We start from the raw sequence: 26,664 nt of genomic DNA, 5'->3' as shown, positions 1-26,664 counted from the left end.
TGTTATATAAAAGGATTTTCTAACTCTTCTAACATTGGTAAATTTTGGTCTTTTTCAGATAACCTTACCTCACTTTCACTAATATTCCAATCGATATTTAACTTGCTGTCGTTCCATATAATTCCTGAATCACATTCAGGAGCATACAAATTATCTACTTTATAAGAAAAAATAGCTTCATCAGACACTACCACAAAGCCATGTGCAAAACCTCTAGGCACGAATAATTGTCTTTTATTCTCTTCTGACAATTCTACAACTACATGCTTTCCATAGGTAGGTGATTTTTTTCTGATATCAACCGCAACATCTAACACTTTTCCTTTGATACACCTCACTAACTTTGCTTGAGTATACGGTGGTTTTTGAAAATGCAATCCTCTCAATACACCAAAAGAAGATTTTGATTCGTTATCCTGTACAAAATTTATCTTTCCGATATTTTCTTCAAACTCTTTTTGATTGAAAGATTCAAAAAAATAACCTCTATGATCACCAAACACTTTTGGTTCAATAATGACAACTTCAGGAATAGCTGTTTTTGTAAAAATCATCCTTTATTCTTTTGCTAGATTAAGTAAGTATTGTCCGTAACTATTTTTCTGCAAAGGTTCAGCCAGTTTTTTAACTTGTTGTTTGTTTATATATCCCATATATAAAGCTATTTCTTCAAGACATGCCACCTTTAAACCTTGACGTTTCTCTATTGTTTCAATAAACTGACTAGCTTCTAATAAAGAATCATGTGTTCCCGTATCTAACCACGCAAAACCACGTCCCATTAATTCAACTTTTAGCTGTTGGTTTTCTAAATAATGTTGATTTACAGATGTGATTTCCAACTCCCCTCTGTTTGATGGTTTTACCTTTTTCGCCACTTCAATCACTTCATTTGGATAAAAATACAGTCCAACCACCGCATAATTCGATTTCGGATTTTCTGGTTTTTCAACAATCGAAATTGCATTTCCGTTTGAATCAAAATCTACCACTCCATAACGTTCTGGGTCTTTTACATTGTATCCAAAAATGGTGGCTTTATTTCCCTTTTTAATATTATCAATTGCAGATTGTAACATTTCAGGCAAACCGTGGCCATAAAAAATATTATCACCTAAGATGAGGCATACATCCTCATTTCCTATAAATTCTTCACCAATGATAAATGCTTGTGCCAATCCATCAGGAGAAGGTTGTTCCGCATAACTTAAGTTTATTCCTAAATCATTACCATCTCCTAATAATTTTTGAAAACTTGGTATGTCATCTGGGGTAGAAATAATTAATATTTCTCGAATACCAGCCAACATCAATACTGATAGTGGATAATAAATCATAGGCTTATCATATACTGGAAGTAACTGTTTAGAGACTCCTTTTGTAATAGGATATAATCTTGTTCCTGATCCACCTGCTAGTATTATGCCTTTCATGTAGTATAATTTTGATTTATTCACTTACTATAAAACAACTTAATTCTTAGTATTTTTTCTATACAACTGTTCTCGATACTATTCCGATTTATTATCGGAATAACTCAAACTGACACTTGTTCTTTTAAAACACTACCAATAAAAAATAGGTTTAATTTATACAAATGATATTGCTAAAGTATAGAAAAAATAAACTATTAAGGGTTTTGAAGTTCTCAATTTTTAGTTTTTAGTGAGTGATTCAAACAAAGTAGTTAAGAATTTTAAAAATCTTTAGTTTGATATAAAATTTGCTACGCTGAACCTAAAGGTTTCTCCCTGCGGTCGAAATGACGTGGTTTTCTTTTATACTGTTCATTTTTTCCATTGATGAAAAAACGAACCAAAAAAATCTAGACGTATTTTCCTTTTTTTTAATTCTACGTTGTATTCCGTATTCGAATCCAGACCGTAAACTCTTTGGATTCTCTTGTACTTCATAACCTTGAATTCTACTAAAATGAAAATAGGTCGGAATTGTTTTTGACAGTTATATATGATGAGATCCTGAAATCTTCCGAAATTTCGGAACAGGATGACATATCCTTTCTTTTTGATTACCCTTCGACTACGCTCAGGGTGCTGCATTCAGTATCAGTTTGTGGTAACGGTCTTTTCTTTTTATTCCCTCATTCATTTTTTGCTTGTCCAAAAAACGAATCAAAAAAGGACACTTTTTCAATAGGAATTTCTGCCGAGCAGAACCGTACGCAAAACTTCGCGGCGTTTTACGCCTGAATCTCGAAGCTTTTGCCTCCTATTCTTTGAAAAAGAGGTTTCTCGTTTGAATCGAAATAATGAACTAAACATCATTTCGAACTAAGTGATAACGAATGTGAGAAACCGCTAGGTTCAGCGCAGCTAAATCTTATCAAATGGAATCTCTTACAACTTTAAGATTTAACTACACTGAACACAAAAATTTCTCCTTGCGGTCGAAACAACAAACAAAACGTCATTTCGAACTGAGTGATAACGAATGTGAGAAATCTTATTAAGAGGAGTAACTAGTAACTCATAACCTAAAGATTTAACTACACTGAACACAAAGATTTCTCCCTGCGGTCGAAATGACGTGGTTTTCTTTTATACTGTTCATTTTTTCCATCGATGAAAAAACGAACCAAAAAAATCTAGACGTATTTTCCTTTTTTTGAATTCTACGTTGTATTCCGTATTCGAAACCAGACCGTAAACTTTTTGGATTCTCTTGTACTTCATAACCTTGAATTCTACTAAAATGAAAATAGGTCGGAATTGTTTTTGACAGTTATATATGATGAGATCCTGAAATCTTCCGAAATTTCGGAACAGGATGACATATCCTTTCTTTTTGATTACCCTTCGACTACGCTCAGGGTGCTGCGTTCAGTATCAGTTTGTGGTAACGGTCTTTTATTTTTATTCCCCCATTCATTTTTTGCTTGTCCAAAAAACGAACCAAAAAAGGACACTTTTTCAATAGGAATTTCTGCTGCGCAGAACCGTACGCAAAACTTCGCGGCGTTTCACGCCTGAATCTCGAAGCTTTTGCGTACTATTCTTATGAAAAAGAGGTTATTATTCTTGGGTTCTACTAAAATGAAAATAGGTCGGGGTTTTAGATTTAGCTACACTGAACCTAAAGATTTAACTACGCTGAACCTAAAGGTTTCTCCCTGCGGTCGAAATGACGTGCTTTTCTTTTTATTCCCCCATTCATTTTTTGCTTATCCAAAAAACGAATCAAAAAAGGACACTTTTTCAATAGGAATTTCTGCTGCGCAGAACCGTACGCAAAACTTCGCGGCGTTTCACGCCTGAATCTCGAAGCTTTTGCTTCCTATTCTTTGAAAAAGAGGTTCCTCGTTTTAATCAAAAAAACAAAACGTCATTTCGAACATGAGTGGTAACGAATGTGAGAAATCTTATTAAGAGGAGTAACTCGCAACTTTAAGATTTAGCTACGCTGAACACAAAGGTTTCTCCCTGCGGTCGAAATGACGTTTTGTTTCTTATTATTTCTGTTTTTGTTGCCATTTCCAAGCGGAAAGCAACGCTTCTTCTAGTGTCTCTTGGGGTTTCCAACCTAATACTACATTCGCTTTTGTAGTATCTGCATAGGCAGCTGTGATGTCTCCTTCTCTTCTATTCGTTATTTTATAACTTAATGATTGTTGCGTTACTTTTTCAAAGGTTTTAATAATTTCCATTACAGAACTTCCTTTTCCTGTTCCTACATTAAAAAATTCGAAATTTTCTTCATTTTCTTTATTCAGTAAACGTTCTAAAGCTTTTACATGCGCTTTTGCTAAATCAACTACATGGATATAATCACGAATTGCAGTACCATCTGGGGTTGGATAATCATCTCCAAAAACTGCTAGTTCTTCTCTAATTCCTGCCGCTGTTTGTGTGATAAATGGAATCAAATTTTGTGGTACTCCTAATGGTAACTCTCCAATTTTAATTGACTCATGTGCTCCTATCGGATTAAAGTATCGTAAAGCTATGGCATTAATGTCATACGCTTTACAACTATCTTTTATAATTTCTTCTCCTATCTGCTTGGTATTTCCATAAGGAGACTCTGCTGGTTTAATAGGTGCTGCTTCTGTAATTGGTAACTCATCTGCTTGTCCATATACAGTATACGATGAACTGAAGATAAAATGATCTATATTTCGATCTTTCATTTCTTGTAACAGATACACTAAGGCATTGATATTATTTTCATAATAATCCAACGGTTTTTGAACGCTTTCTCCAACTGCTTTAGAAGCAGCAAAATGTATCACTCCATCAATTATATTCTCATTAAAAAAGCTACTTACAACTTCTTTATCTCGTAAATCTATCTGGTGAAAGTCTAGTTTAACATTGGTAATCTCAGTAATTTGCTCTAATACTTCAATTTTAGAATTCGATAAGTCGTCAATAATTACTACTTCAAAGCCTGCACTTTGTAGTTCTACCACTACATGTGAACCGATAAAACCTCAACCTCCTGTTACTAGTATCTTTTTCATTCTGTACGTATTAAACCTTATTTAGAAAAAAATGTTCCTGCTTTAATAAAACCATTATCTTCAATAATAACTGGCTGATCAATTTTTGTTCCATTACCTATATATACTTTTTTTCCAATTGTAGCTCCAGCCGAAATTGACACTGTAGGCATAATCATACTATACTCGCCTATTTTAGTATCATGAGATATAATAGAAGCTGTATTTATGTATACAAAATCTCCAACACTAATATTTGTAGTTAAAACCGAATTAGCTCCTATTACAATTCCCTTCCCTAAATTTACCGTACTCTCTGAATAAATTTCTACTGTTGGATGCAAAATAGTTGGAAAACTTATATTCTGATTCTCTATTCTGTTTATTATTTTTTCTTTTATATTTGGATTTCCTACCCCTATAACAATCGCTAAATCTTCGTTGATTTTATTTATCGAATCAATATTTCCAATTACAGGTAATCCATTTATCAATTCATCATGAGAGTTATCATCAAAAAAACCTATAATATCCCAATATTTTTTTTTTCTATTAATACTCTCTAGAATTCCTAAAACTTCTCTACCCAATCCTCCAGCACCTACTATTCCAATCTTTCTCATTATGCTATTATTTTATTTTTTCTACACTTTTAAACATAAAATAATAGAAAACTGTTAATATTAGTGAAACTAATACGATTATTAAGTATTGATAAGAAATTTTTAAGTCATAAGTATAATACACTATAGTATTAATTATCATTTGTATTAACACATAAATTGTTGAAACCTTTAAATGAGATAAATTTAAGGTATGCACCATTTTTTGATAGATATGGAGCCTATGAGCTTGAGTTAAACTTTCCCCTATCGATTTTCTATATATTATAGTTAATATTGTATCTGCTCCATAAACAGCTACTAAAAGAATAATTACTGGAGCCTTTAGCTCTTTTATAAAGTAAACCCCTATAAAAAATAGTAATACTGCTATAGAGATACTTCCAATATCACCTGCAAACATTCTTGCTTTTTTCCGAAAATTATAGAATCCAAAAACAACTAGAGACATTAAACTATAAACAATTAAATTATTATCAATTATGTTTTCTTTACTATTTATAAGTAAAATTCCTAATAAACTTACAATACTATACAGTCCCGTTATCCCGTTAATTCCATCCATGAAATTATATATGTTAATAAACCCTACTCCAACAATTAACAATGGAATTAAAACTAAAAGATCATTTGGAGAATACCCTATTTGATACAAACATAAAACTATTGCCAAAAACTGAAAAGGTAATCTAAAGCTAGAACTTAGTGTAATTATATCATCTACAAAACTTACAATAGCAATTAATGAAACTCCTAGTACAAAGTAAGGGTACTGAAATCCTGAACTAACAAAAAAAATAAGTATTGCTAAAAAAAATAAAATACCTCCGCCCCTAATTGTTGGTGAGGTGTGTGAGCTTCTGTGGTTTGGTTTATCTATAATATTTAATTTATCTGCTAACTTTAAATAAATTATAGATAGAAATGTTAATACTAAAAAAACTATTATATAATTCATAGCTCTTATTTTATAAAATATCTTATAAAGCCATTGACCATCCAATATGCTGTATAGTACAATGCTTTAACTGTTGAAAAGTTTTGAGTTTCTTTTAAAAAAGTAATATGCTTTAAAACTAGCTTATATTTTTTACTCGTTGCTGAATTTTTTACTTGTCTGTAATATGCCAATTCTTGATCTATACCATAACAAACTGTTCCACTTTTTAAAATAGATAACCATAAAGCATAATCTTGTTTTCTAGCATGTTCTGACATATAAAACTTACCAATTTTTTCAGCATCATATATTGCAGTTAAACAGCTTATTTCAGTTCTTTTTAATAAGTTTTTATAATTAACTTTTGTACTTACATGAAATGTAGATTTAATTTTTTTTCCTTCTTCACTAATATACCCATAAGATGTATGAGAAAAATAATATTGATTCTCTACCATAAATGGTATTTGAATACTTAACTTGTCTTTATGCCATAAATCATCACTATCTAAAAAAGCAATAAACCTCCCTTGTGCTTTTTCAATAGCAAAATTTCTTGTTTTACCTGATTTTAAATTTTTTTCATTTTTAAAAATTTTAACTCTATTATCTTTTTTTAACAACTCTTTTAATATTTCCCAAGAACTATCTGTAGAGCAATCATCTACTAAAATCCACTCCCAATTAGTATACGTTTGATTAAAAACAGATGCTGCTGTTTTTTCTAAAAAACGGCTTGCATTATATACTGGCGTAATTATCGAAACCTTCATTATTCCAAAGTAGTAATAAAATCTCTTAATTTCCCTTCCATCTCATGCAACTTAGAGTTAAACATAATTTGAAATTCAATATCCTTTTCAAAATATTTTTGTAACTCTGTCTTTATATAATTCTCTACTTCTATATTATTTTGTTCTATTTTTAGTAAGACCTTTCCTTTTTCCTCTTGAACAGCTTGATAGTTTAAAACTACATCATGATTCAATGCTAAATTTTTAAATACATAATAAAATGTTAAACTTGGATAAGAATTTTTATATCCAACAACATTTTTACCAACTCTCCCTAAAACATTAAGAATAACAGGATGTTTTCTTCCACATGTACAGTTAAAATCATCTTGTGCTAACTCTATTTTGTCTCCTAATCTGTACCTAATAATGGGAAATGATAATGACATTAAATTAGTAACTAAAACCTCACCTCTCTCTTCTTCAACAATTACATTTTCTGAATTAATATGCATATATCCTTCAGGGCATTCAAAAGCTATTAAACCCGCTTCTGCTGCTCCATATTCACTCACTATTTTTTTACCAAAAGCTTTAATTGTTTCTTGATGATAATTATCGTATATCTTTTCAGAAGTTCCTTTTATTAATTTTATGTTTCTAGGTCTTTCTAATTTTAAATTATTAATTTTTTTTGCTACCTCATAAATCATAGAAGAATAACCTTCTATATACTTGGCTTTTTTTATTTTTTTTGAGAACTTCAAAATTCCTTTTTCATTATAAGAAAAAATTCTAAACCTATTTTGCAGAAAGTCTAAAACTGAATTTTTTAGTATACTTTTGAATGATGGATTATATCCCCAAAAATAACCATTTCTATCCCAAGGATTTACTCCATACCAACTATACCCTCTATACATAGCTGCTCTATTCATTGAGTCCCATTCCTCATTTTTATAAAATGTTAAAGGTTGTCCTGTTGTACCTGATGTCTCTGACTTTATTAACTTTTTAAATTGTAAATTAGTCTTAATGTTTTCTGCATTTTTCCTTAATTCTTCTTTATCTAAAATTGGAAGTTTATGAATATCTTCAACAGACTTAATATCCTCTCTTTTAACACCATAATCTAAATATTTATCTTTTAAATAAGACGAATTCTTAAAAGCGACATCAATTAATGAATTAAATTTTTGTTCTTGGATTAACTTTAACTCCTCTAATGAAGCATAATCCGTTTTAATCAACTCCTTATATAATTTGACTAAGTTTGGATTTCTATATTTAACTCCTAGCCGAAAAAAAAGCTCCTTTATCATATCTTTTTAATAAATTTGGATGGTACCCCAGCATAAAGAGAGTCTGGTTCACTGAACTTTTTATTTAAAAAACTATTAGCTCCAAGTATAGAATTTGAAGGTAATTCAGCTCCTATAGCTATAGTACAATTTCCTCCAACCCAAGAACCTTTACCTATCTTCACCTCTCCTTTATTTATTTTACCATACCTAAATGATTTATTACTCGAAGTATGATTACCTATTACAATAACTGTACCTGGGGCAATCATTACTTCATCTTCAATTATTAAATTTCCACTTCCCATTATTACTGTGTTGTTCCCTATGAAAACATTGCTCCCTATTTCAAAATTTTGAACCCCTTTTAATAAAGCATTATTAGTTACTTGAAAATCTTTACCACATTTTTTCATCACTAACCCATAAAAAAAACCTCTAACTCTCATTGTAAAAGGAAAATCGGGCACAAAAAAGAAACAGGTTCTAATTAACCATGCATATATTAAAATTAACTTATGCTTCATAAAAAATTTTTTTAATAAAATTATCTATTGTAAAAGTCGCTACTTTTTTAAAAGAGTTCTTTCTAATTTTATCATAATGAGCCTTATTAGAAGAAATAGTTAGTAACTTGTTTTTAAAATCTTCTGAGTCATTAAAATTAGCAAATAAAATATCTTCTTTATCTACAAAAGTATGTGGTAATGATCCCACAGGAGTACTTACTACTGCTAAACCATTAGCCATAGCTTCTAAAATTACTCTCGGTGATCCTTCTGACAAGCTTGCAAAACAAAAAATATCGTGAGATCTTAGCAATTCATTCAGTTTTTCGCGATTATCTACATGTCCAGTAAACAAAACATTAAAAATGTTTTGTTCTTTTACAATATTTTTAAGTAATTCTTCAGACTCACCATGACCAACAATAGTCAAACTAGCATTGGGCTTTTCTCTTTGCAAAAGAGCAAATGAATTTACAACTGTTTCAACCCCTTTTGCCTTTCTTAGATACCCCACATAAATTATTTTTGGAGCTTCTGTATTAATTATTTTATCATTATTAAAGTAAAAGTCATCTTTATTTAATGTTGATGATACTAAAGGAGTAGCTTGAATTCCCTTTTTATTTAATCTTTCAGCTATGTGGTAACCATTTGTATATACACTAGCTTGCTTACATGCCTTTGTAAACATATAATTTTCTGGTTTAAAAAAAGTAGTGTATAATTTTTTCTTTAAAAATGATAAATTAGGGTTGTTTATTATAGTGTCGATAGGGTCTCCTACAAAGTGAATAATTTTCTTCTTGTTTCTAAAATATTTTTGTTGTAGCCAACCAAAAGGTATTGGATAACGAGCATAAACCTCATCATATTGAGGTGCTAACTCTTTATATGCTTTCTTATACGTAAAAAAATATTTAATCGCATCTATGTATCCTTCTGAAAATGGTAACTCATGTACTTCTACATTTTCAAATACACTTACAGATTCATATTGGGATTCATCTTGTAAACTTTTATTTACTGGAGATAACAAACATACTTTATCGTAATACTTTACTATTTCTTGTAAATACACCCAATGTGTATATGGTATATAATATTTATTTTCTTTTTTATGTAATGTCCATGCATGGACTAAGATTGATTTCATAGTTTACTTTTTATATTATACCTCTAGAATTAAGTCTTACATATGTGAATGCAAGCATCACAATTAAAGAAATAATAAAAGTTTTATTTTTTAAATAATAATACTTATTATCAATAAAAAACATAGGTAACATTAAGTACATTAAATATATACCACCTAACGATTGTCTTGTATTAAAAACACTTAGTAAACTATTGGCTTGCCCTAGTTTAAACATAAAAAAAAGTAAAAGTAAGAAAAAGGGTATAATATTCTTCTTTCTTTCTTTAAAGGTATTCACTACAGCAACTATAAGAAAAGGAATTAAAGAATAGTGAAAAACCAACCCAAAAAGAGTATAATTAATTGTTTCCATATTCGGTAAATTAACTAAAAGTGCTGGTGGTAAAAAAAAACTGAATAAGAAATACACTGGTGTTCCCAAAAATTTAATAATATTTTTTCCGCCTCCGATTTCAGAATTTTCAAAGCTCTGATTTTGCATTTTATCATATCTTGATGTTACGTATAACTCTAGAGAATCTACTCCGTTTAATTCTGTTAAAAACTTCCATCCATATATAAGAGTAAAAATTATAACACTTAAACTTATAATATTATACAAACTTATTTTTCGTTGCTTTTTACTCTTAATAAATAAAATTATTAAAAATGAAACTAGTAATGGGATGATTGTTGCTGCCCTAAAAAAAACTATTATTAAGAGATAAATCCCTAATAGTATAAGGTTTGTTATATTTGATTTATTTTCTATAATAAATATTAATCTTTTTACTACTGCAAAAGTTAAATATAACAGAACTGTATCTTTTAATTGTAAGGATGAAAAACTAAATAATAAAGGAGAGAACACAAATATTACTGCTACTAACCTTGCTCTTTTTTGAGTAGTAAAAGAACTTACTATTTGGTATGCTAATACAGATGTTAATGAAGAAAAAAAGGCATTACCTAGCCTTGGTACATAAATACTATCTCCAAAAACATACATTAAGAATGCACTAAAGTTTGGAAACCCTGAATAAAACCCAGTAGAGAACCAAATATCAGAGTAAAACCCAATACCTGACACCCTCCACCTATTAACTATTTCTATTGATGCCTGTTGATAATTATAGTCATCCTTCATAGACAAAAAAGGATAACCATTTAAATTTAACAATATATCGGCAAATACAAAAACACCTAGTACCCTAACTATTAACGAAATAAAAAAAATCTTGTATACAAAGACTTTATCCTTAATAAATAGATTTCTTTTATATAATAAAAAAACAAACCAATATAGTATTGGAAGTATTAATAAACTGATGTGAGCCAAATTAAATGATCCCACTAGTGATAATGAACTAATGAAAACAAAAAGTATGGAAAAAAACAAATAACTTTTCCATTGACTCAACATTTTATTAATTAACTCCATGCTTTGTATTGAGATAAAATTTCAACTTGAAATTTAAACAAATCATAATCATTTGCTATTCCAATTCTTGAAACATAGTTCATTTTATTGTTAGTAACTGAAGAGCCATCAACTGCAAATCCTAAATCATAATAGTTATTTACCCTGGAAAGAGAGTAATCAGATACAGAACTTTTATCTCCATTAGGAAAAGCAAAATAATTACTTGATTTAGTTATTTTATTTTCAATACTTTTTTTACTAAGTATTAATTGTTTATCTACCTCTTCATCATTTTGATTACTATGTAAAATAGTATGATCTAAACAGTGAGAACCTATAATACAATCATAATCTATTATCTCATTTACCTCCTCCCAATTCATTAAATCTTCTGAGATAAATTTATTCTTAATCAATTCAATTTCATTTACACTTAGGTTTTGATTTAAATCTTTTAAAATTAAATCTACTTTATTTTTTGGAGCGGTCTTTATTATTTTTATTAATGTATCTATAGACTCTAATTTATCAGATTTTGTTTCAATCTTGAGTTTTATATTTATACCTTCTAAATCTAAAAACTTTTTTTCTGAATATAATATTGATGATCTAACATAAAATGTAGGAACTCTAAGACTATTTTCTATTAAATCAGGGCAAATAAAAACTGTAAACGGAAAATTATTAGCCTTAAGTATTGGGGCTGCTACTGTTAAATTGTTTCTATAACCATCATCAAAAGTTATTACTAACTCATTTCCTTTAAATTTTTTATTATCTAATAATTTATAATAAAACTCATCCAAAGAAATTACATTATACTTTTTCTTTAAATACTTTATTTGCCTTTCAAAAATTGAAACTGGCATTTGGTTGGCTTGAACAATACTATCTTTTATGTTTGAATCATTTTCAACACCGTGATAAAACAAAATTTTAGGTTTGTTACTTAATAAATGAAAAGTATGTGGTAAAAATGTTTTACCAATAATTTTAGCTATATTTTTTTTTCTAAACATCTTTTCTTTCTTCTATTTTTTTCACAACTTTAGCAGGATTACCTACAACTATAGTCCAATCAGGCACGTCTTTAACCACTACGGATCCTGCGCCAACAATAGCTCCCTCTCCCACTGTTACACCTGGCAGAATAATTGACCCCATACCTATACTACAACCTTTTTGGAGTATTATATTTTCTTTAACATATGGTAGTTTATTATAATCATCTCCCAAGTAATAGTCTTTCATATCTCGTCTATGAGCAAGTAATAAAGTTCTACTAGTTATCCAAACATTATCTTCTACTGTTATTAAATTAGCATTACCTACATCATAGTATACATCATAACCTATAGAAACATTTTTTCCTATTTTACACCCTGTAATTCTCCATAAAAAGGGTCTTAAACTTACATGTATTCTATTAAGAATAATCCAATTTTTAGCTATTTTGAATAAATACCATTTAAAAGTATCTGTTATTCTTTTGTAGAATGAAAAAATTATTTTTTTTAATAATCTCATATTTATTTTTTTAGTTGCAAAATACTCATAACATTAACGAATGCTTCAATTTTAAATAGCTTAGATAATAAAACATATACTATTAGCCCTATCAAAGAGCTAGAGACTAATACATAAAAATCGTTAACAATCAATATGTACTTTTTTGCTAGTAAGATTGATAAAAACATTGTTAATGAAACCAGAAATATCTTACTAATATCTTTTAGCTGTTCTTTAAAAGTATAATTTATCTCTTTCCCTGAATAATACATTGTAATAATTGAATTAATTATTGCAGCTACTATTTGCCCCCAAACTAACGCATAAATACCATAACTAACAGAAATAACAATAAATAAGATTGTTATTACTCTTTTTGTCATACTAACTTTAAATAGCTTTTTTGTATTTCCTGTTACCATAAAAAGATTCATTCCTATAGAGTATAATGGAAAAACGGCTCCAATAAGACATAATGGTTTAAAATACTGAATTGAAGGCTCCCATTTATTAGACAACAATAAAGGAATAATCAAATCACCAGTAAGCATAAGTATAGCCATTAAAGGAAAAACAACAAAGCATGAAATTGTTATAACTTTTCTATATGCATTTTTAACTTGGTTAATATCATCTTTAATTTTAGAAATAGAAGGATAGGTAACATTTTTTACAACAGTAGTTATTGTCGTCGCAGGCATACTCTCCAAAGTATAAGCCTGTGTATAATAACCTAAATCTTTTTTTGAATAAAACTTTCCTATTAATAAGATTTGTAAGTTTGAAGCTAATACATCTAAAGCCTTGGAAAGCATTATATAAAAACTAAAACTGAACATTTCTTTTATAGGAGAAAGCTTAAAGTATAAAGATGGTCTCCAGTTAGTAAATTGCCAAAGCAAAATAATCTTAAAAAATGCTGACAAAACTAATTGAATTACTAAAGACCAAACTCCAAAACCTTTATAAGCAAAAAAAACACCTATTATTCCAGACAATAAGTTACTTAATATTGTTCTCTTTGCCAATACCTTAAAATTAATTTCTCTAACAATTATAGCATTTAAAACAACACCAAAGGAGTTAACTATTATGATTAAAAATACTATCCTTGATATATTTGATAACTTTGGATAATTATAAAAATCTGCTATAAAGGGAGCTCCGATAAATAATAAAGAATATAGCAAACATCCCAGAAAAATATTTAGAAAAAAAATCGAGGAATATTCTTCCTGAGTTACTTCTTCTTTTCTTATTAGCGCCTGTGAAAAACCACTATCTGTTATCACTTGAGATAATGCTGTAAACACAACCAATAGACCTATAACTCCGAAATCTTCAGGAGTTAAAAGTCTCGCCAAAATAATATTAAAAAAGAATTGTATACCGTAACCTAAAAACTTTTCAACCGCTCCCCAAAAAACACCTATTATGGTTTTATTCTTTAAACTCATTACCTCTCTTTTTCACTATTTTTGCTGGTACACCAACTGCTATAGAATAATCCGGTATATCATTAGTTACTACAGAACCTGCTCCTACAACACACCCTTTTCCTATACTGACACCATCAGTTATTGTAACGTTAGCTCCAATCCACACATCATCTGATATATTAATTCCTTTTGACACAACACCTTGATTTTTAATCAATTCATTTGGATTATTAAAAATATGATTTGAACCAACTATAACAACATTAGGAGCTATTAATGTATTATTACCAATTACCACCTTTCCTAATATCATTGAGTTTCTATTAACAGAACAATTTCTACCTATAACTATCTCTGAAAAAGTAGTTCTTACTTCTGTGTTTTCACATAAAACAGTTCCATCTCCTATAGTAACATTACCTTTAACTTTAGAATTATCATATATTCTAATATTCTTACCAAGCTTTACCTTTCCTATAAAAAAAACATTTAATCCAACATACAACCTTTTACTTTTTCCTTTAAATAAAATCAAATTATACATTAAAGAAAGTATAAATCTATAACCTCTTCTTATATTATAAACTATATCAATCATTAGACAAACAATGTGTATTTTTCATCTTTACTAAAAAAATGGGTGTAAATCACTAACTTTTGTTAACTCTACATTCCTTATATCATGCACAACCTCTATCGACTGTCTTGCTTCTTGTAAACCAAAGCCATTTCCTTTTAGGATTTCTTGATAACTAGTAGTGTGTAAATCGGTAAAACCTGAGCTAAACTCAATTTCTTCCCCATTTACTGTAATAGAACGATAGGTGCGTTGTCCTTTTTCTTGAATTTCTTTTGGTAAAGTAGTTTCATCAATCGATAAAAACCAACGAACACGCGCTTTTTCAAATTCTAAATAACCTGAAGCTTTGTGTTTTTCTCTTAGATGCACTTTATTTTCTTGTACATTTCCAAAAATCCAAGACAACATATCAAAAAAATGTACTCCGATGTTGGTTGCTATTCCTCCCGATTTACTCTCATCCCCTTTCCAAGAAATATCATACCAATTTCCTCTCGAAGTAATGTAGGTTAAATCTACTTCGTACTTCTCCTTTTTATTTTCTTTTTCAATTTTATTTTTTAAAGCGATGATACTCGGGTGTAATCGTAATTGCAATATCGTATTGATTCTGTTTCCTGTCTCCTTTTCAATTGCTTCTAGGGCATCTACATTCCATGGATTTAACACCAATGGTTTTTCACAAATCGCGTCCGCCCCTCTGCGCAATGCCATACGAATATGAGAATCGTGTAAATAATTGGGCGTACAGATACTTACATAATCCAATTGGATATTTTGTTGTCGTTTTAATTTTTCAATATGGCGATCAAAACGTTCAAACTCTACAAAAAAATCTGCTTTCGGGAAGTAACTATCTAATATTCCTACGCTATCATTTTTGTCTAACGCAGCTACTAAGACATTATTCGTGTCTTTAATTGCTTTTAAATGACGTGGAGCAATATATCCTGCAGCTCCTATGAGTGCAAAGTTTTTCATGGTTGAGGTTGACGTTGACTTAGACGTTGACTTAGACTTAGACGTTGACGTTGACTTAGACGTTGACTTAGACATTGACGTTGACTTAGGCTCAGACTTAGACGTTGACGTTGACGTTGACGTTGACTTAGACTATAATTTTCCTTAAAAACAACGTTTTTATAAATCATTTCTTTAATTTTCTTTTTAAACCATTAATCCTTTTCTGTATGCTCTGAATCTTCATCACAATGTTATCTCCCGACTCTTGGTTCATATAATTTCTTCTCATCGCAATGATAATTTGTGTTTCTAATTCAAAGCATGATCCAAGGGCTATTTGCAAAAATCTGGCAAAATCTTTTTCTGATTCTCTAGAACTTCCTTCAGCTATATTCGAAGGAATAGAAACCGCTGCTCTAATAATTTGTGTGCTTAAGCTGAATTTTTCCGTTTCAGGAAACCTAGAAACGACATCATAAACAACATCAATCAAGCTAATAGCATCTTGCCAAATATCATATTTTCTAAAATCTCTCATCCTCCTTTCTCTCAACTTTTTTTAGTCTATGTCTTAGTTTCAATCCACTAAAGCCCTTTATCTTTTATTGTCGTAGCTAATACGTTTTTCACATCGTATACTACTGATCTTTCGTTTCGTAATGATGAAAAATCTAAGTCTTCAAACTCTTTATGCGCTACTGTTAATACAATCGCATCAAAAGTTTTATTTGGCAAATCTCTTGTTGACGTTAATCCGTATTCATGCTTCACTTCCTCTTCATTTGCCCAAGGATCGTAAATGGTAACATCTGTTCCGTACTCTTTTAAAGCAGCAACTACATCTACTACCTTGGTATTTCGTACATCAGGACAATTCTCTTTAAAGGTTACTCCTAACACTAAAACGTTCGCATCTTTTACACGAATATCTTTTTTAATCATCAGTTTTACTACCTCTGAAGCCACGTACTCTCCCATGCTATCATTTAATCTACGTCCTGCCAAGATTATTTCTGGATGATACCCATATTCTTGAGCCTTTTGTGCTAAATAATAAGGATCTACTCCTATGCAATGCCCTCCAACTAATCCAGGTTTGAATGGTAAAAAGTTCCATTTGGTTCCTGCTGCTTCTAACACATCGTGTGTATTGATATCCATCAAACCAAATATTTTAGCTAACTCATTTACAAAAGCAATGTTAATATCTCTTTGAGAGTTCTCGATTACTTTTGCTGCTTCTGCTACTTTAATTGTTGGTGCTAAATGTGTCCCTGCAGTAATCACCGATTTATATAAGTCGTCTACTTTTTTTCCTATTTCAGGTGTAGACCCTGAAGTAACTTTCAAAATTTTTTCAACCGTATGCTCCTTGTCTCCTGGATTGATACGTTCTGGAGAATATCCTCCGTAAAAATCTTTATTGAATTCTAATCCAGATACCCTTTCTAACACAGGAATACATTCTTCCTCAGTTGCACCAGGATACACTGTCGACTCATACACTACAATATCTCCTTGCTTTAACACTGCTCCTACTGTTTCACTCGCTTTTACCAAAGGAGTTAATACAGGACGGTTATTCTTATCAACCGGAGTTGGTACTGTTACTATATAATAGTTACACTCTTTAATATCTTCTAAAGAAGTAGAACAAAACAATCCATTTACATCTGATGGCTTTTCTACTAATACTGATTGTAATATCTCATCCTCTACTTCCAACGTAGTATCTGTTCCCGACATTAATTCTGCTACACGTTCTGTATTAATATCAAAACCAACGGTAGGATATTTTGTAGCGAATAATCTTGCTAACGGTAATCCTACATACCCTAATCCTATAACAGCTATTTTTGGTTGCTTCATTATTTTTTTTGACTAAGACTTAGACGTTGACTTAGACTAAGACTGGTCTTATTTTACTTATTAACTATTTTCTTTATTAATCCAACTATTCTTTTTTACTAGCTAATTATTGTTTCTAAAACTTTTAAAAAGTCTACTTCTGAAATATAATTTAGTCTTAGACTAAATACCTTCCAATTACAAATTCTCCCAATACCACTTCACCGCTTCTTTTAACCCTTGCTGAAGTGAGTATTGTGGATTATAGTTTAATAATTTTGTTGCTTTTTCTACACTTGCTAAAGAATGAGGGATATCCCCTACTCTATTAGGCCCGTGTTGTACTTCTATATTTTTTATTGATGCATCAAATTCAGACAGATATTCTTTTAAATACCCTACCAAATCGTTTAGTGTATTTCTATCTCCATAAGCTACATTATACACCGTATTTATCGCTTCAGGCTTATCAGCCACCAAAGACAATAAGTTTGCTTGAATTACATTATCAATGTAGGTGAAGTCTCTTGAATAATTCCCATCTCCGTTAATTGTAGGTGACTCACCTTTCATAAATTGCCCTACGAACTTTGGAATTACTGCTGCATACGCTCCATTTGGATCTTGCTTTCTACCAAATACATTGAAATAACGGAGTCCGATTGTTTCTAAACCATAGGTTTTTGCAAAAACATCTGCATACAATTCATTCACATATTTTGTGATAGCATAAGGAGATAATGGTTTCCCTATCACATCTTCTACTTTTGGTAATCCTTTTGAATCTCCATAAGTTGAAGAACTGGCAGCGTATACAAAACGCTTTACCCCTGCATCTCTAGAGGCTACTAACATATTAAGAAATCCTCCCACATTTACGTCGTTAGAGGTAATAGGATCATTAATTGATCTAGGTACCGAACCTAAAGCTGCTTGATGTAGTACAAAATCTGCTCCTTCAACAGCATTCTTACAATCTTCTAAATTTCTTATATCACCTTCTATTAATTTGAAATTTGGATTTTCATGAAGGTGCGCTATATTTTCTCTTTTCCCTGTAGCGAAGTTATCTAAACACACTACTTTGTTGTTCTTTTCTAATAGTACCTCACAAAGATTGGAACCTATAAAACCAGCACCTCCAGTAACTACTATTTTCTTTTCGGAAAGATCTATATTCATTTTTAAGAAGTTAAAAATTTCTTTTTCTCTTTTATTAGTCCGCAAAACTACAAAAAACAATATTAATAAAAGGTTATAAAACAAAAAAGCCTGTAGTATAAGTTATTACTTCTATTCCACAAGATATAAAGATACTCCCGAGGCGTCGGGATTCTCCCCTTCTCTCCGAGAAATCACTTGATGTGACAATCTTTATACTGTTCATTTTTTCCATTGATGAAAAAACGAACCAAAAAAATCTAGACTTACGAACCTTTATCTAAATTTCTTGCTCGTTCTCTAAATTTTAGGAACTCGCCTTTAAAAAATAGTACTTTAAATGAAATTTCGTCTAGGCTCAAACAGCCTAAAATTTTACGGGAACTTCACTTCAAATTTTACGATAAATTTTCGGTAGGTCGGGGTTATTCTTTTACGCTCTTGTCCTTAAAATTGTATTACTGCCATTTTGATTACCCTTCGACTACGCTCGGGGTGCAGCGTTCAGTATCAGTTTATGGCAACGGTCTTTTCTATTTATTCCCCACATTCATTTTTTGCTTGTCCAAAAAACGAATCAAAAAAGGACACTTTTTCAATAGGAATTTCTGCCTTGCAGAACCGCACGCAAAACTTCGCGGCGTTTCACACCTGAATCTCGAAGCTTTTGCGTACTATTCTTATGAAAAAGAAACTCTCTCCTTTCAATCAAAACGTCATTTCGAACTGAGTGATAACGAATGTGAGAAACCGCTAGGTTCAGCGCAGCTAAATCTTATTAAAATGGAATAGCTCACTTTTTTGAGAAATAGCCTCACATAACCTAAAAATGCAGCTACGTTTAACCTAAAGATTTCTCCCTACGGTCGAAATGACTAGCTTTCTTTTATGTTGTTCATTTTTTCCATTGATGAAAAAACGAACCAAAAAAATCTAGACTTACGAACCTTTATCTAAATTTTTTGCTCGTTCTCTAAATTTTAGGAACTCGCCTTTAAAAATAGTACTTTAAATAAAATTTCGTCTAGGCTCAAACAGCCTAAAATTTTACAAGAACTTCACTTCAAATTTTACGATAAATTTTCGGTAGGCCGGGTTCTTCTTTTACGCTCTTGTCCTTAAAATTGTATTACTGCCATTTTGATTACCCTTCGACTACGCTCAGGGTTCAGCGCTCAGTGTCAGTTTGTGGTAACGGTCTTTTCTTTTTACTCTCCATTCATTTTTTGCTTGTCCAAAAAACGAATCAAAAAAGGACACTTTTTCAATAGGAATTTCTGCTGCGCAGAACCGTACGCAAAACTTCGCGGCGTTTCACGCCTGAATCTCGAAGCTTTTGAGTACTATTCTTATGAAAAAGAAGTTATTATTCTTGGATTCTACTAAATGAAAATAGGTCGGGGTTGTTTTTGACGGTTCTATACAACGAAATCCTGAAATCTTCCGAAATTTCGGAACAGGATGACGTATCCTTTCTTTTTGATTACCCTTCGACTACGATCGGGGTGCAGCGTTCAGTTTTAGTTTGTGATAAGGATCTTTTTTTTACCCTCCTTTCATTTTTTGCTTGTCCAAAAAACGAATCAAAAAAGGACACTTTTTCAATAGGAATTTCTGCCATGCAGAATCGTAGGCAAAACTTCGCGGCGTTTCACGCCTGAATCTCGAAGCTTTTGCGCACTATTCTTATGAAAAAGAAACCCTCTCCTTTCAATCAAAACGTCATTTCGAACTGAGTGATAACGAATGTGAGAAACCGCTAGGTTCAGCGCAGCTAAATCTTATTAAAAGAAGGAACTCACAACTTTAAGATTTAGCTACGCTGAACCTAAAGGTTTCTTCCTACGGTCGAAATGACATTACTTTTATGTTGTTCATTTTTTCCATCGATGAAAAAACGAACCAAAAAAATCTAGACTTACGAACCTTTATCTAAATTTTTTGCTCGTTCTCTAAATTTTAGGAACTCGCCTTTAAAAAATAGTACTTTGAATAAAATTTCGTTTAGGCTCAAACAGCCTAAAATTTTACAAGAACTTCACTTCAAATTTTACGATAAATCTTCGGTAGGTCGGAAACACTTTGGAATATCAACCTTTTTGAATACAAAATATAAACAAAGTAACTCATAGCTATAAAGCAAAAAACCTCTACAAAATGTAGAGGTTTTATCTGTGGGCGCTGCTTGTCCCGAATTCATTTCGGGAAAGGGATTCGAACCTCCCGATTAGCATCGGGATAAACACTGACCCTCTACCTATTCTTCTCAATTAAAACCTCTATCATCTTTCTACTCTTCCATTTTTTAATCGTAAATTCTCTTTTAACTGCTACTTCTTTGGAAAAATACGCTTCTTGATATACCACAATCCAATCTTTTGCTTTTGATGTATATCCTTTAATTTGACAAATGTTTTCTTAATCGGTTTTCCACGTCATTCGTAGAACCAATATAATATTTATCTAAAGTTTTTGAATACAAAATATAAACGAAGTAATTCATAGCTGTAAAATAAAAAACCCCTACAAAATGTAGAGGTTTTATCTGTGGGCGCTGCTTGTCCCGAATTCATTTCGGGAAAGGGATTCGAACCTCCCGATTAGCATCGGGATAAACACTGACCCTCTACCTATTCTTCTCAATTAAAACCTCTATCATCTTTCTACTCTTCCATTTTTTAATCTCAAATTCTCTTTTAACTGCTACTTCTTTGGAAAAATACGCTTCTTGATATACCACAATCCAGTCTTTTGCTTTTGATGTATATCCTTTAATTTGACAAATGTTTTCTTAATCGGTTTTCCACGTCATTCGTAGAACCAATATAATATTTATCTAAAGTTTTTGAATACAAAATATAAACGAAGTAATTCATAGCTGTAAAATAAAAAAACCCTACAAAATGTAGAGGTTTTATCTGTGGGCGCTGCTTGTCCCGAATTCGTTTCGGGAAAGGGATTCGAACCTCCCGATTAGCATCGGGATAAACACTGACCCTCTACCTATTCTTCTCAATTAAAACCTCTATCATCTTTCTACTCTTCCATTTTTTAATCGAAAACTCTCTTTTAACCGCTACCTCTTTAGAATCACACGCTTCTTGATACACCACAGTCCAGTCTTTTGCTTTTGATGTATATCCTTTATGATTTGACAAATGTTTTCTTAATCGGTTTACCACGTCATTCGCAGAACCGATATAATATTATTTATCTAAAGTTTTTGAATACAAAATATAAACGAAGTAATTCATAGCTGTAAAATAAAAAAACCTCTACATTTTGTAGAGGTTTTATCTGTGGGCGCTGCTTGTCCCGAATTCATTTCGGGAAAGGGATTCGAACCTCCCGATTAGCATCGGGATAAACACTGACTCTCTACCTATTCTTCTCAATTAAAACCTCTATCATCTTTCTACTCTTCCATTTTTTAATCGCAAATTCTCTTTTAATCGCTAACTCTTTAGAACCACACACTTCTTGATACACCACAATCCAGTCTTTTGCTTTTGATGTATATCCTTTATGATTTGACAAATGTTTTCTTAATCGGTTTTCCACGTCATTCGTAGAACCGATATAATATTTATCTAAAGTTTTTGAATACAAAATATAAACGAAGTAATTCATAGCTGTAAAATAAAAAACCTCTACAAAATGTAGAGGTTTTATCTGTGGGCGCTGCTTGTCCCGAATTCATTTCGGGAAAGGGATTCGAACCTCCCGATTAGCATCAGGATTAACACTGACCCTCTACCTATTCTTCTCAATTAAAACCTCTATCATCTTTCTACTCTTCCATTTTTTAATCGAAAACTCTCTTTTAACCGCTAACTCTTTAGAACCACACACTTCTTGATACACCACAATCCAGTCTTTTGCTTTTGATGTATATCCTTTAATTTGACAAATGTTTTCTTAATCGGTTTTCCACGTCATTCGTAGAACCGATATAATATTTATCTAAAGTTTTTGAATACAAAATATAAACAAAGTAACTCATAGCTATAAAGTAAAAAACCTCTACAAAATGTAGAGGTTTTATCTGTGGGCGCGAAGGGATTCGAACCCCTGACCCCTTGGGTGTAAACCAAGTGCTCTGAACCAACTGAGCTACGCGCCCTTTTTATTTAAACTCGTTAAGGTTTCGAGTGGTAACCCTGACTCTCCCGATGTCAATCGGAATACTCTAAAGCAACTGAGCTACGCGCTCGTTTGCAATTAAATCTTTGTAAGAGTTGTGGGCGCGAAGGGATTCGAACCCCTGACCCCTTGGGTGTAAACCAAGTGCTCTGAACCAACTGAGCTACGCGCCCTTACTTGTTAATTGCGGATGCAAATATATAACAGTTTTAGAGATTGACAATAACTTTTTTCATTTTTTTTCTATAAAATTTCTGCCACTACAAATGTGCTTCCACCCACGTAGATTACATCCTTCTCAGATGCATTTGCTTTAGACTTTTCAAGTGCCTGACTTACAGAACCAAACACCTCTCCTACCAATCCAAATTCGTTAGCTTGGACTTTTAATTCATCTGCTGACAACCCACGAGGAATATTTGGTTTACAGAAATAATACATCGCATTTTTTGGAAACATGGGTAAAATTTCACTCAAATTTTTATCTGAAACTACTCCTAAAACGATGTGTAATTGCTTATAATTTTCCTTTTTTAATTGTTCTAAGGTATAAAATAATCCTTCTTTGTTATGTGCTGTATCACAAATTACCTTCGGATTGTTCTGTAACACCTGCCAACGACCTTTTAAATTGGTGTTTTTTACTACGTTTAACAATCCGTTTTTAATATTTTCTTCAGAAATTGTATACTCTTTTACTTGTTGAATTGCAGTTACCGCTGTGGTTACATTGTGCTTTTGATAGTCTCCTAATAAATCCGTTGTATAGTTTTTTTGGTTATCTGAAGCAAAAACTATTGGAGCTTTGCATTCTTCCGCTTTAGCGATAAAAACATTTTCTGTTTCTTTTTGGCGTTCCCCAATAACTACAGGAGTATTCTGTTTGATGATTCCTGCTTTTTCAAACGCTATTTCTAGCAAGGTTTCTCCTAAAAACTGGGTGTGATCCAATCCGATATTCGTAATTACCGAAACTTCAGGCGTAATTATATTGGTAGAATCTAATCTTCCTCCCAAACCTACTTCAATAATCGCAATATCTACTTTTTGATTGGCAAATTCTTCAAATGCCATCCCTACTGTCATTTCAAAAAAAGACAATCCTTGATTTTCTAAAAAGGCTTTATTGTTTACTATAAAATCAATTACCACATCTCTGGAAATCTCTTCTCCGTTGATTCGAATGCGTTCTGTGAAGTTTTTTAAATGTGGAGACGTATACAATCCAACCTTATAACCCGCCTCTTGTAATATAGAAGCAAGCATATGACTAGTGGATCCTTTTCCGTTTGTTCCTCCTACATGAATCGTTTTGAACTTTTTATGTGGATTATCAAGCTCCTCGCATAGCGCAACGATATTGGTTAAATCTTTTTTAAATGCTGTTTGTCCTTGACGTTGGTACATTGGCAACTGAGCAAACATCCAATCTAGTACTTCTTGATAAGTCATTAAACAATTATATTATAACTGAAGTTTTTATAAACTAACTATGATATTTTTGATACCATTGTACAAAACGATGCACTCCTTCTGCTACCTTTACCTGAGGCTTGTATTCGTAATCACTGATTAAACCATCAACATTTGCCCAAGTTCTTTTTACATCGCCCATCTGCATCGGCAACATTTCTTTGGTAGCATCTTTTCCTAAACTCATTTCCATCTGTGTAATAAAATCCAGCAGTTTTACAGAATCGTTGTTCCCTATGTTATAGATTTTATACAGCTCTCTATTTTCAACTGACTTTTCTATGACTCGCTTTACTCCTTCTACAATATCATCTATATAGGTAAAATCGCGTTCCATATCTCCGTTGTTAAACACTTTGATTGGACGATCATTTGAAATAGCTTCAGCAAATAATATCGGTGCCATGTCTGGTCTCCCCCATGGTCCGTAAACGGTAAAAAATCGTAATCCTGTTGTTGGAATCTTATACAAATGGCTGTAGGTATGCGCCATGAGTTCGTTACTTTTTTTCGTTGCTGCGTACAAACTCACAGGATTATCTACACTATCTTCTTCGGAAAAAGGTACTTTTTTATTGGCTCCGTACACACTTGAACTACTCGCATACACCAAATGTTTAATTTCATGATGTCTGCAACATTCTAAAATATTCAGGAAACCAACAATGTTACTTTGAATGTATGCATCAGGATTTTCGATGCTATAACGAACTCCTGCTTGTGCAGCAAGGTTACAAACCACTTCAAATTTTTCAGTAGTAAATAATTGAAGTAGTTCTTCTTTATCCTCTAAGTTCAACCTGATAAACTTGAAGTTTTCATTTGTTGAACTAATCGTTTCTTGATAAAAAACCTCAGCATTCTCTCTACCAATCCCCAACTCTTTTAATCGAGCATATTTTAAATTGACATCGTAATAATCATTGATATTATCAACCCCGACAACTGTGTGTCCTAGTGCTAACAATCTTTCACTTAAATGAAATCCAATAAAGCCGGCTGCTCCTGTTACTAAAATTTTCATTAGTTCTTTCCTATTTGATAATACTCAAATCCTCGTTCTTCTAAATTGTAACTATTGTACTGATTTCTTCCATCGAAAATAACAGGAGTTTTCAGTTGCTTTTCAATTTCAGAAAAATCTGGCGAACGGAATTCTTTCCATTCTGTCAATAATATCAATGCTTCAGCATCAGCTAAAACTTCATACTTCGCATTTTTATAAGCTATATTCTCAACATCTTTTAAATAAAAATGCTGTGCTTCTTCCATCGCCTTCGGGTCATAAGCTTGCACTTTAGCCCCTCTCTTCACCAATTCTTTTACCACATAAATTGCTGGAGCCTCACGCATGTCATCGGTTCCTGGTTTGAATGCCAATCCCCATAACCCAAAGGTTTTTCCTGTTAAATCTTCTCCAAATCTTTTGATGATTTTCTCAGCAACTACAAACTTCTGACGGTTGTTTACTTCTTCAACTGACCTTATCAATTGTGCTTCGTAACCGTTTTCTTCCGCAATTTTTTTCAATGCTTTCACATCCTTCGGAAAACAAGAACCTCCATAACCAGCTCCAGGATAAATAAAACTATAACCAATTCTTGAATCAGAACCGATTCCTGCTCGAACATTGTTTACATCCGCTCCTACTCGTTCGCAAATATTCGCCATTTCATTCATAAACGAAATTTTTGTTGCCAACATCGCATTTGCTGCATACTTCGTCATTTCCGCAGAACGAACATCCATTCCAATAAAACGTTCGTGTGACATGGTAAACGGTGTATATAACTGACGCATTTTTTCAAACGCATAGTCAGATTCTGCTCCAATTACCACTCTGTCTGGCTTCATGAAATCATTGATAGCATCTCCTTCTTTTAAAAATTCAGGATTTGAAACTACATCGAACTCAATTTTTACATTTCTTTTATCTAATTCTGCTTGAATTGTTGCTTTTACTTTATCAGCTGTTCCTACAGGTACGGTAGATTTATCAACCACGATCAATCGGTGATTCATCTTTTGACCGATCTCTTTTGCTACCGCTAACACGTATTGTAAATCTGCAGATCCGTCTTCTCCCATTGGAGTTCCTACCGCAATAAATACGATTTCGGTTTCTTCAATCGCCTCTTCTAGTTTCGTTGTAAAGAATAAATTTTGTTTCTCTACGTTTTTCAACACCATTTTTTCTAATCCTGGTTCGTAGATAGGAATGATTCCTTGATGCAGTTTATTTATTTTTTCTTGATCGATATCTACACACGTTACTTTATTCCCCATTTCTGAGAAACAAGTCCCTGATACCAATCCTACATAGCCTGTTCCGATGACAGTTAGTTTCATGTATTTGTATTTTTATTTCTTACCCTTTGTGCCTTTTGATAAAATTCTGACAATTCGAGTGTGTTTCACGATTCT

The 26,664-nt window shown here is 31.8% G+C and carries 26 protein-coding genes and 2 tRNA genes; all 28 read right to left on the bottom strand.

The features are described 5' to 3' along the window. Window positions 1–2: 2 nt before the first annotated feature. On the bottom strand, window positions 3–554 hold the full coding sequence (gene rfbC, locus ACR9ES_RS11745; protein WP_435254338.1) for a dTDP-4-dehydrorhamnose 3,5-epimerase: 552 nt from the start codon (window positions 552–554) through the stop codon (window positions 3–5). A 3-nt stretch (window positions 555–557) separates the two neighbouring features. Continuing rightward, complete coding sequence (gene rfbA, locus ACR9ES_RS11740) at window positions 558–1,433, bottom strand: glucose-1-phosphate thymidylyltransferase RfbA (RefSeq protein ID WP_435254337.1); 876 nt, start codon at window positions 1,431–1,433, stop codon at window positions 558–560. Window positions 1,434–3,469: 2,036 nt separating this feature from the next. Beyond that, window positions 3,470–4,444: a UDP-glucose 4-epimerase GalE gene (gene galE / locus ACR9ES_RS11735; protein ID WP_435255647.1), complete on the bottom strand. Its 975-nt coding sequence runs from the start codon at window positions 4,442–4,444 to the stop codon at window positions 3,470–3,472. Window positions 4,445–4,497: 53 nt separating this feature from the next. Continuing rightward, window positions 4,498–5,082, bottom strand: a complete 585-nt coding sequence (locus ACR9ES_RS11730; protein WP_435254336.1) for an acetyltransferase — start codon at window positions 5,080–5,082, stop codon at window positions 4,498–4,500. A gap of 7 nt (window positions 5,083–5,089) precedes the next feature. Then, a complete protein-coding gene (locus ACR9ES_RS11725; RefSeq protein WP_435254335.1) occupies window positions 5,090–6,040 on the bottom strand; it encodes an MraY family glycosyltransferase in 951 nt (316 codons plus the stop codon). Between the two features lie 5 nt (window positions 6,041–6,045). Continuing rightward, the gene (locus ACR9ES_RS11720; protein WP_435254334.1) at window positions 6,046–6,795 is read right to left on the bottom strand and encodes a glycosyltransferase family 2 protein; all 750 of its coding nucleotides are present in this window, start codon (window positions 6,793–6,795) and stop codon (window positions 6,046–6,048) included. Beyond that, window positions 6,795–8,078: a phenylacetate--CoA ligase family protein gene (locus tag ACR9ES_RS11715; protein WP_435254333.1), complete on the bottom strand. Its 1,284-nt coding sequence runs from the start codon at window positions 8,076–8,078 to the stop codon at window positions 6,795–6,797. The genes ACR9ES_RS11720 and ACR9ES_RS11715 overlap by 1 nt, the downstream gene beginning before the upstream one ends. Then, complete coding sequence (locus ACR9ES_RS11710) at window positions 8,075–8,584, bottom strand: acyltransferase (RefSeq protein WP_435254332.1); 510 nt, start codon at window positions 8,582–8,584, stop codon at window positions 8,075–8,077. Before ACR9ES_RS11710 ends, ACR9ES_RS11715 begins: the two co-directional genes overlap by 4 nt. Next, on the bottom strand, window positions 8,574–9,719 hold the full coding sequence (locus ACR9ES_RS11705; RefSeq protein ID WP_435254331.1) for a glycosyltransferase family 4 protein: 1,146 nt from the start codon (window positions 9,717–9,719) through the stop codon (window positions 8,574–8,576). Before ACR9ES_RS11705 ends, ACR9ES_RS11710 begins: the two co-directional genes overlap by 11 nt. Window positions 9,720–9,729: 10 nt before the next feature. Next, on the bottom strand, window positions 9,730–11,142 hold the full coding sequence (locus tag ACR9ES_RS11700; RefSeq protein ID WP_435254330.1) for a glycosyltransferase family 39 protein: 1,413 nt from the start codon (window positions 11,140–11,142) through the stop codon (window positions 9,730–9,732). Next, on the bottom strand, window positions 11,133–12,143 hold the full coding sequence (locus ACR9ES_RS11695; RefSeq protein ID WP_435254329.1) for a polysaccharide deacetylase family protein: 1,011 nt from the start codon (window positions 12,141–12,143) through the stop codon (window positions 11,133–11,135). The genes ACR9ES_RS11700 and ACR9ES_RS11695 overlap by 10 nt, the downstream gene beginning before the upstream one ends. Next, entirely contained in the window at window positions 12,136–12,651 is a 516-nt protein-coding gene (locus tag ACR9ES_RS11690; RefSeq protein ID WP_435254328.1) for an acyltransferase, read from the bottom strand. Before ACR9ES_RS11690 ends, ACR9ES_RS11695 begins: the two co-directional genes overlap by 8 nt. 2 nt (window positions 12,652–12,653) lie before the next feature. Next, entirely contained in the window at window positions 12,654–14,090 is a 1,437-nt protein-coding gene (locus ACR9ES_RS11685) for a lipopolysaccharide biosynthesis protein (protein ID WP_435254327.1), read from the bottom strand. Next, on the bottom strand, window positions 14,074–14,670 hold the full coding sequence (locus ACR9ES_RS11680; RefSeq protein WP_435254326.1) for an acyltransferase: 597 nt from the start codon (window positions 14,668–14,670) through the stop codon (window positions 14,074–14,076). The genes ACR9ES_RS11685 and ACR9ES_RS11680 overlap by 17 nt, the downstream gene beginning before the upstream one ends. Window positions 14,671–14,700: 30 nt before the next feature. Next, complete coding sequence (locus tag ACR9ES_RS11675) at window positions 14,701–15,633, bottom strand: Gfo/Idh/MocA family oxidoreductase (protein ID WP_435254325.1); 933 nt, start codon at window positions 15,631–15,633, stop codon at window positions 14,701–14,703. Between the two features lie 166 nt (window positions 15,634–15,799). Beyond that, on the bottom strand, window positions 15,800–16,153 hold the full coding sequence (locus ACR9ES_RS11670; RefSeq protein ID WP_274635341.1) for a four helix bundle protein: 354 nt from the start codon (window positions 16,151–16,153) through the stop codon (window positions 15,800–15,802). Window positions 16,154–16,200: 47 nt separating this feature from the next. Next, window positions 16,201–17,484: a nucleotide sugar dehydrogenase gene (locus tag ACR9ES_RS11665; RefSeq protein ID WP_435254324.1), complete on the bottom strand. Its 1,284-nt coding sequence runs from the start codon at window positions 17,482–17,484 to the stop codon at window positions 16,201–16,203. A 177-nt stretch (window positions 17,485–17,661) separates the two neighbouring features. Next, entirely contained in the window at window positions 17,662–18,645 is a 984-nt protein-coding gene (locus ACR9ES_RS11660) for an SDR family oxidoreductase (protein WP_435254323.1), read from the bottom strand. 2,377 nt (window positions 18,646–21,022) lie between these two features. After that, window positions 21,023–21,127, bottom strand: coding sequence for a GIY-YIG nuclease family protein (locus tag ACR9ES_RS11655; RefSeq protein WP_435254322.1), 105 nt, complete (start codon window positions 21,125–21,127; stop codon window positions 21,023–21,025). Between the two features lie 268 nt (window positions 21,128–21,395). Continuing rightward, the gene (locus tag ACR9ES_RS11650; protein ID WP_435254322.1) at window positions 21,396–21,500 is read right to left on the bottom strand and encodes a GIY-YIG nuclease family protein; all 105 of its coding nucleotides are present in this window, start codon (window positions 21,498–21,500) and stop codon (window positions 21,396–21,398) included. A gap of 123 nt (window positions 21,501–21,623) precedes the next feature. Next, window positions 21,624–21,824: a GIY-YIG nuclease family protein gene (locus tag ACR9ES_RS11645; protein WP_435255646.1), complete on the bottom strand. Its 201-nt coding sequence runs from the start codon at window positions 21,822–21,824 to the stop codon at window positions 21,624–21,626. 178 nt (window positions 21,825–22,002) lie between these two features. Beyond that, window positions 22,003–22,254, bottom strand: a complete 252-nt coding sequence (locus ACR9ES_RS11640; RefSeq protein ID WP_435254321.1) for a GIY-YIG nuclease family protein — start codon at window positions 22,252–22,254, stop codon at window positions 22,003–22,005. 268 nt (window positions 22,255–22,522) lie between these two features. Continuing rightward, a complete protein-coding gene (locus ACR9ES_RS11635) occupies window positions 22,523–22,627 on the bottom strand; it encodes a GIY-YIG nuclease family protein (protein ID WP_435254320.1) in 105 nt (34 codons plus the stop codon). A 45-nt stretch (window positions 22,628–22,672) separates the two neighbouring features. Beyond that, window positions 22,673–22,747: transfer RNA gene (locus tag ACR9ES_RS11630), tRNA-Val, on the bottom strand. A 118-nt stretch (window positions 22,748–22,865) separates the two neighbouring features. Next, a tRNA-Val gene (locus ACR9ES_RS11625) sits at window positions 22,866–22,940 on the bottom strand. Between the two features lie 70 nt (window positions 22,941–23,010). Further along, on the bottom strand, window positions 23,011–24,219 hold the full coding sequence (locus ACR9ES_RS11620; RefSeq protein ID WP_435254319.1) for a bifunctional folylpolyglutamate synthase/dihydrofolate synthase: 1,209 nt from the start codon (window positions 24,217–24,219) through the stop codon (window positions 23,011–23,013). Between the two features lie 34 nt (window positions 24,220–24,253). After that, on the bottom strand, window positions 24,254–25,264 hold the full coding sequence (locus ACR9ES_RS11615) for an NAD-dependent epimerase (RefSeq protein ID WP_435254318.1): 1,011 nt from the start codon (window positions 25,262–25,264) through the stop codon (window positions 24,254–24,256). Then, on the bottom strand, window positions 25,264–26,589 hold the full coding sequence (locus ACR9ES_RS11610) for a UDP-glucose dehydrogenase family protein (protein WP_435254317.1): 1,326 nt from the start codon (window positions 26,587–26,589) through the stop codon (window positions 25,264–25,266). The genes ACR9ES_RS11615 and ACR9ES_RS11610 overlap by 1 nt, the downstream gene beginning before the upstream one ends. Window positions 26,590–26,664 lie beyond the last annotated feature (75 nt).

Origin of the sequence: Tenacibaculum sp. A30 (assembly GCF_051200845.1) — a bacterium.
GTDB lineage: Bacteria > Bacteroidota > Bacteroidia > Flavobacteriales > Flavobacteriaceae > Polaribacter.
The sequence above is the reverse complement of the archived record's forward strand: the minus strand, read 5'-3'. Positions and strand labels throughout refer to the sequence as shown.

Coding starts and splice junctions, on each gene's coding strand:
- rfbC (WP_435254338.1), bottom strand. CDS start 554: ATGATTTTTACAAAAACAGCTATTCCTGAAGTTGTCATTATTGAACCA.
- rfbA (WP_435254337.1), bottom strand. CDS start 1,433: ATGAAAGGCATAATACTAGCAGGTGGATCAGGAACAAGATTATATCCT.
- ACR9ES_RS11730 (WP_435254336.1), bottom strand. CDS start 5,082: ATGAGAAAGATTGGAATAGTAGGTGCTGGAGGATTGGGTAGAGAAGTT.
- ACR9ES_RS11725 (WP_435254335.1), bottom strand. CDS start 6,040: ATGAATTATATAATAGTTTTTTTAGTATTAACATTTCTATCTATAATT.
- ACR9ES_RS11720 (WP_435254334.1), bottom strand. CDS start 6,795: ATGAAGGTTTCGATAATTACGCCAGTATATAATGCAAGCCGTTTTTTA.
- ACR9ES_RS11715 (WP_435254333.1), bottom strand. CDS start 8,078: ATGATAAAGGAGCTTTTTTTTCGGCTAGGAGTTAAATATAGAAATCCA.
- ACR9ES_RS11710 (WP_435254332.1), bottom strand. CDS start 8,584: ATGAAGCATAAGTTAATTTTAATATATGCATGGTTAATTAGAACCTGT.
- ACR9ES_RS11705 (WP_435254331.1), bottom strand. CDS start 9,719: ATGAAATCAATCTTAGTCCATGCATGGACATTACATAAAAAAGAAAAT.
- ACR9ES_RS11700 (WP_435254330.1), bottom strand. CDS start 11,142: ATGGAGTTAATTAATAAAATGTTGAGTCAATGGAAAAGTTATTTGTTT.
- ACR9ES_RS11695 (WP_435254329.1), bottom strand. CDS start 12,143: ATGTTTAGAAAAAAAAATATAGCTAAAATTATTGGTAAAACATTTTTA.
- ACR9ES_RS11690 (WP_435254328.1), bottom strand. CDS start 12,651: ATGAGATTATTAAAAAAAATAATTTTTTCATTCTACAAAAGAATAACA.
- ACR9ES_RS11685 (WP_435254327.1), bottom strand. CDS start 14,090: ATGAGTTTAAAGAATAAAACCATAATAGGTGTTTTTTGGGGAGCGGTT.
- ACR9ES_RS11680 (WP_435254326.1), bottom strand. CDS start 14,670: ATGATTGATATAGTTTATAATATAAGAAGAGGTTATAGATTTATACTT.
- ACR9ES_RS11675 (WP_435254325.1), bottom strand. CDS start 15,633: ATGAAAAACTTTGCACTCATAGGAGCTGCAGGATATATTGCTCCACGT.
- ACR9ES_RS11670 (WP_274635341.1), bottom strand. CDS start 16,153: ATGAGAGATTTTAGAAAATATGATATTTGGCAAGATGCTATTAGCTTG.
- ACR9ES_RS11665 (WP_435254324.1), bottom strand. CDS start 17,484: ATGAAGCAACCAAAAATAGCTGTTATAGGATTAGGGTATGTAGGATTA.
- ACR9ES_RS11660 (WP_435254323.1), bottom strand. CDS start 18,645: ATGAATATAGATCTTTCCGAAAAGAAAATAGTAGTTACTGGAGGTGCT.
- ACR9ES_RS11655 (WP_435254322.1), bottom strand. CDS start 21,127: ATGAATTACTTCGTTTATATTTTGTATTCAAAAACTTTAGATAAATAT.
- ACR9ES_RS11650 (WP_435254322.1), bottom strand. CDS start 21,500: ATGAATTACTTCGTTTATATTTTGTATTCAAAAACTTTAGATAAATAT.
- ACR9ES_RS11640 (WP_435254321.1), bottom strand. CDS start 22,254: ATGAATTACTTCGTTTATATTTTGTATTCAAAAACTTTAGATAAATAT.
- ACR9ES_RS11635 (WP_435254320.1), bottom strand. CDS start 22,627: ATGAGTTACTTTGTTTATATTTTGTATTCAAAAACTTTAGATAAATAT.
- ACR9ES_RS11620 (WP_435254319.1), bottom strand. CDS start 24,219: ATGACTTATCAAGAAGTACTAGATTGGATGTTTGCTCAGTTGCCAATG.
- ACR9ES_RS11615 (WP_435254318.1), bottom strand. CDS start 25,264: ATGAAAATTTTAGTAACAGGAGCAGCCGGCTTTATTGGATTTCATTTA.
- ACR9ES_RS11610 (WP_435254317.1), bottom strand. CDS start 26,589: ATGAAACTAACTGTCATCGGAACAGGCTATGTAGGATTGGTATCAGGG.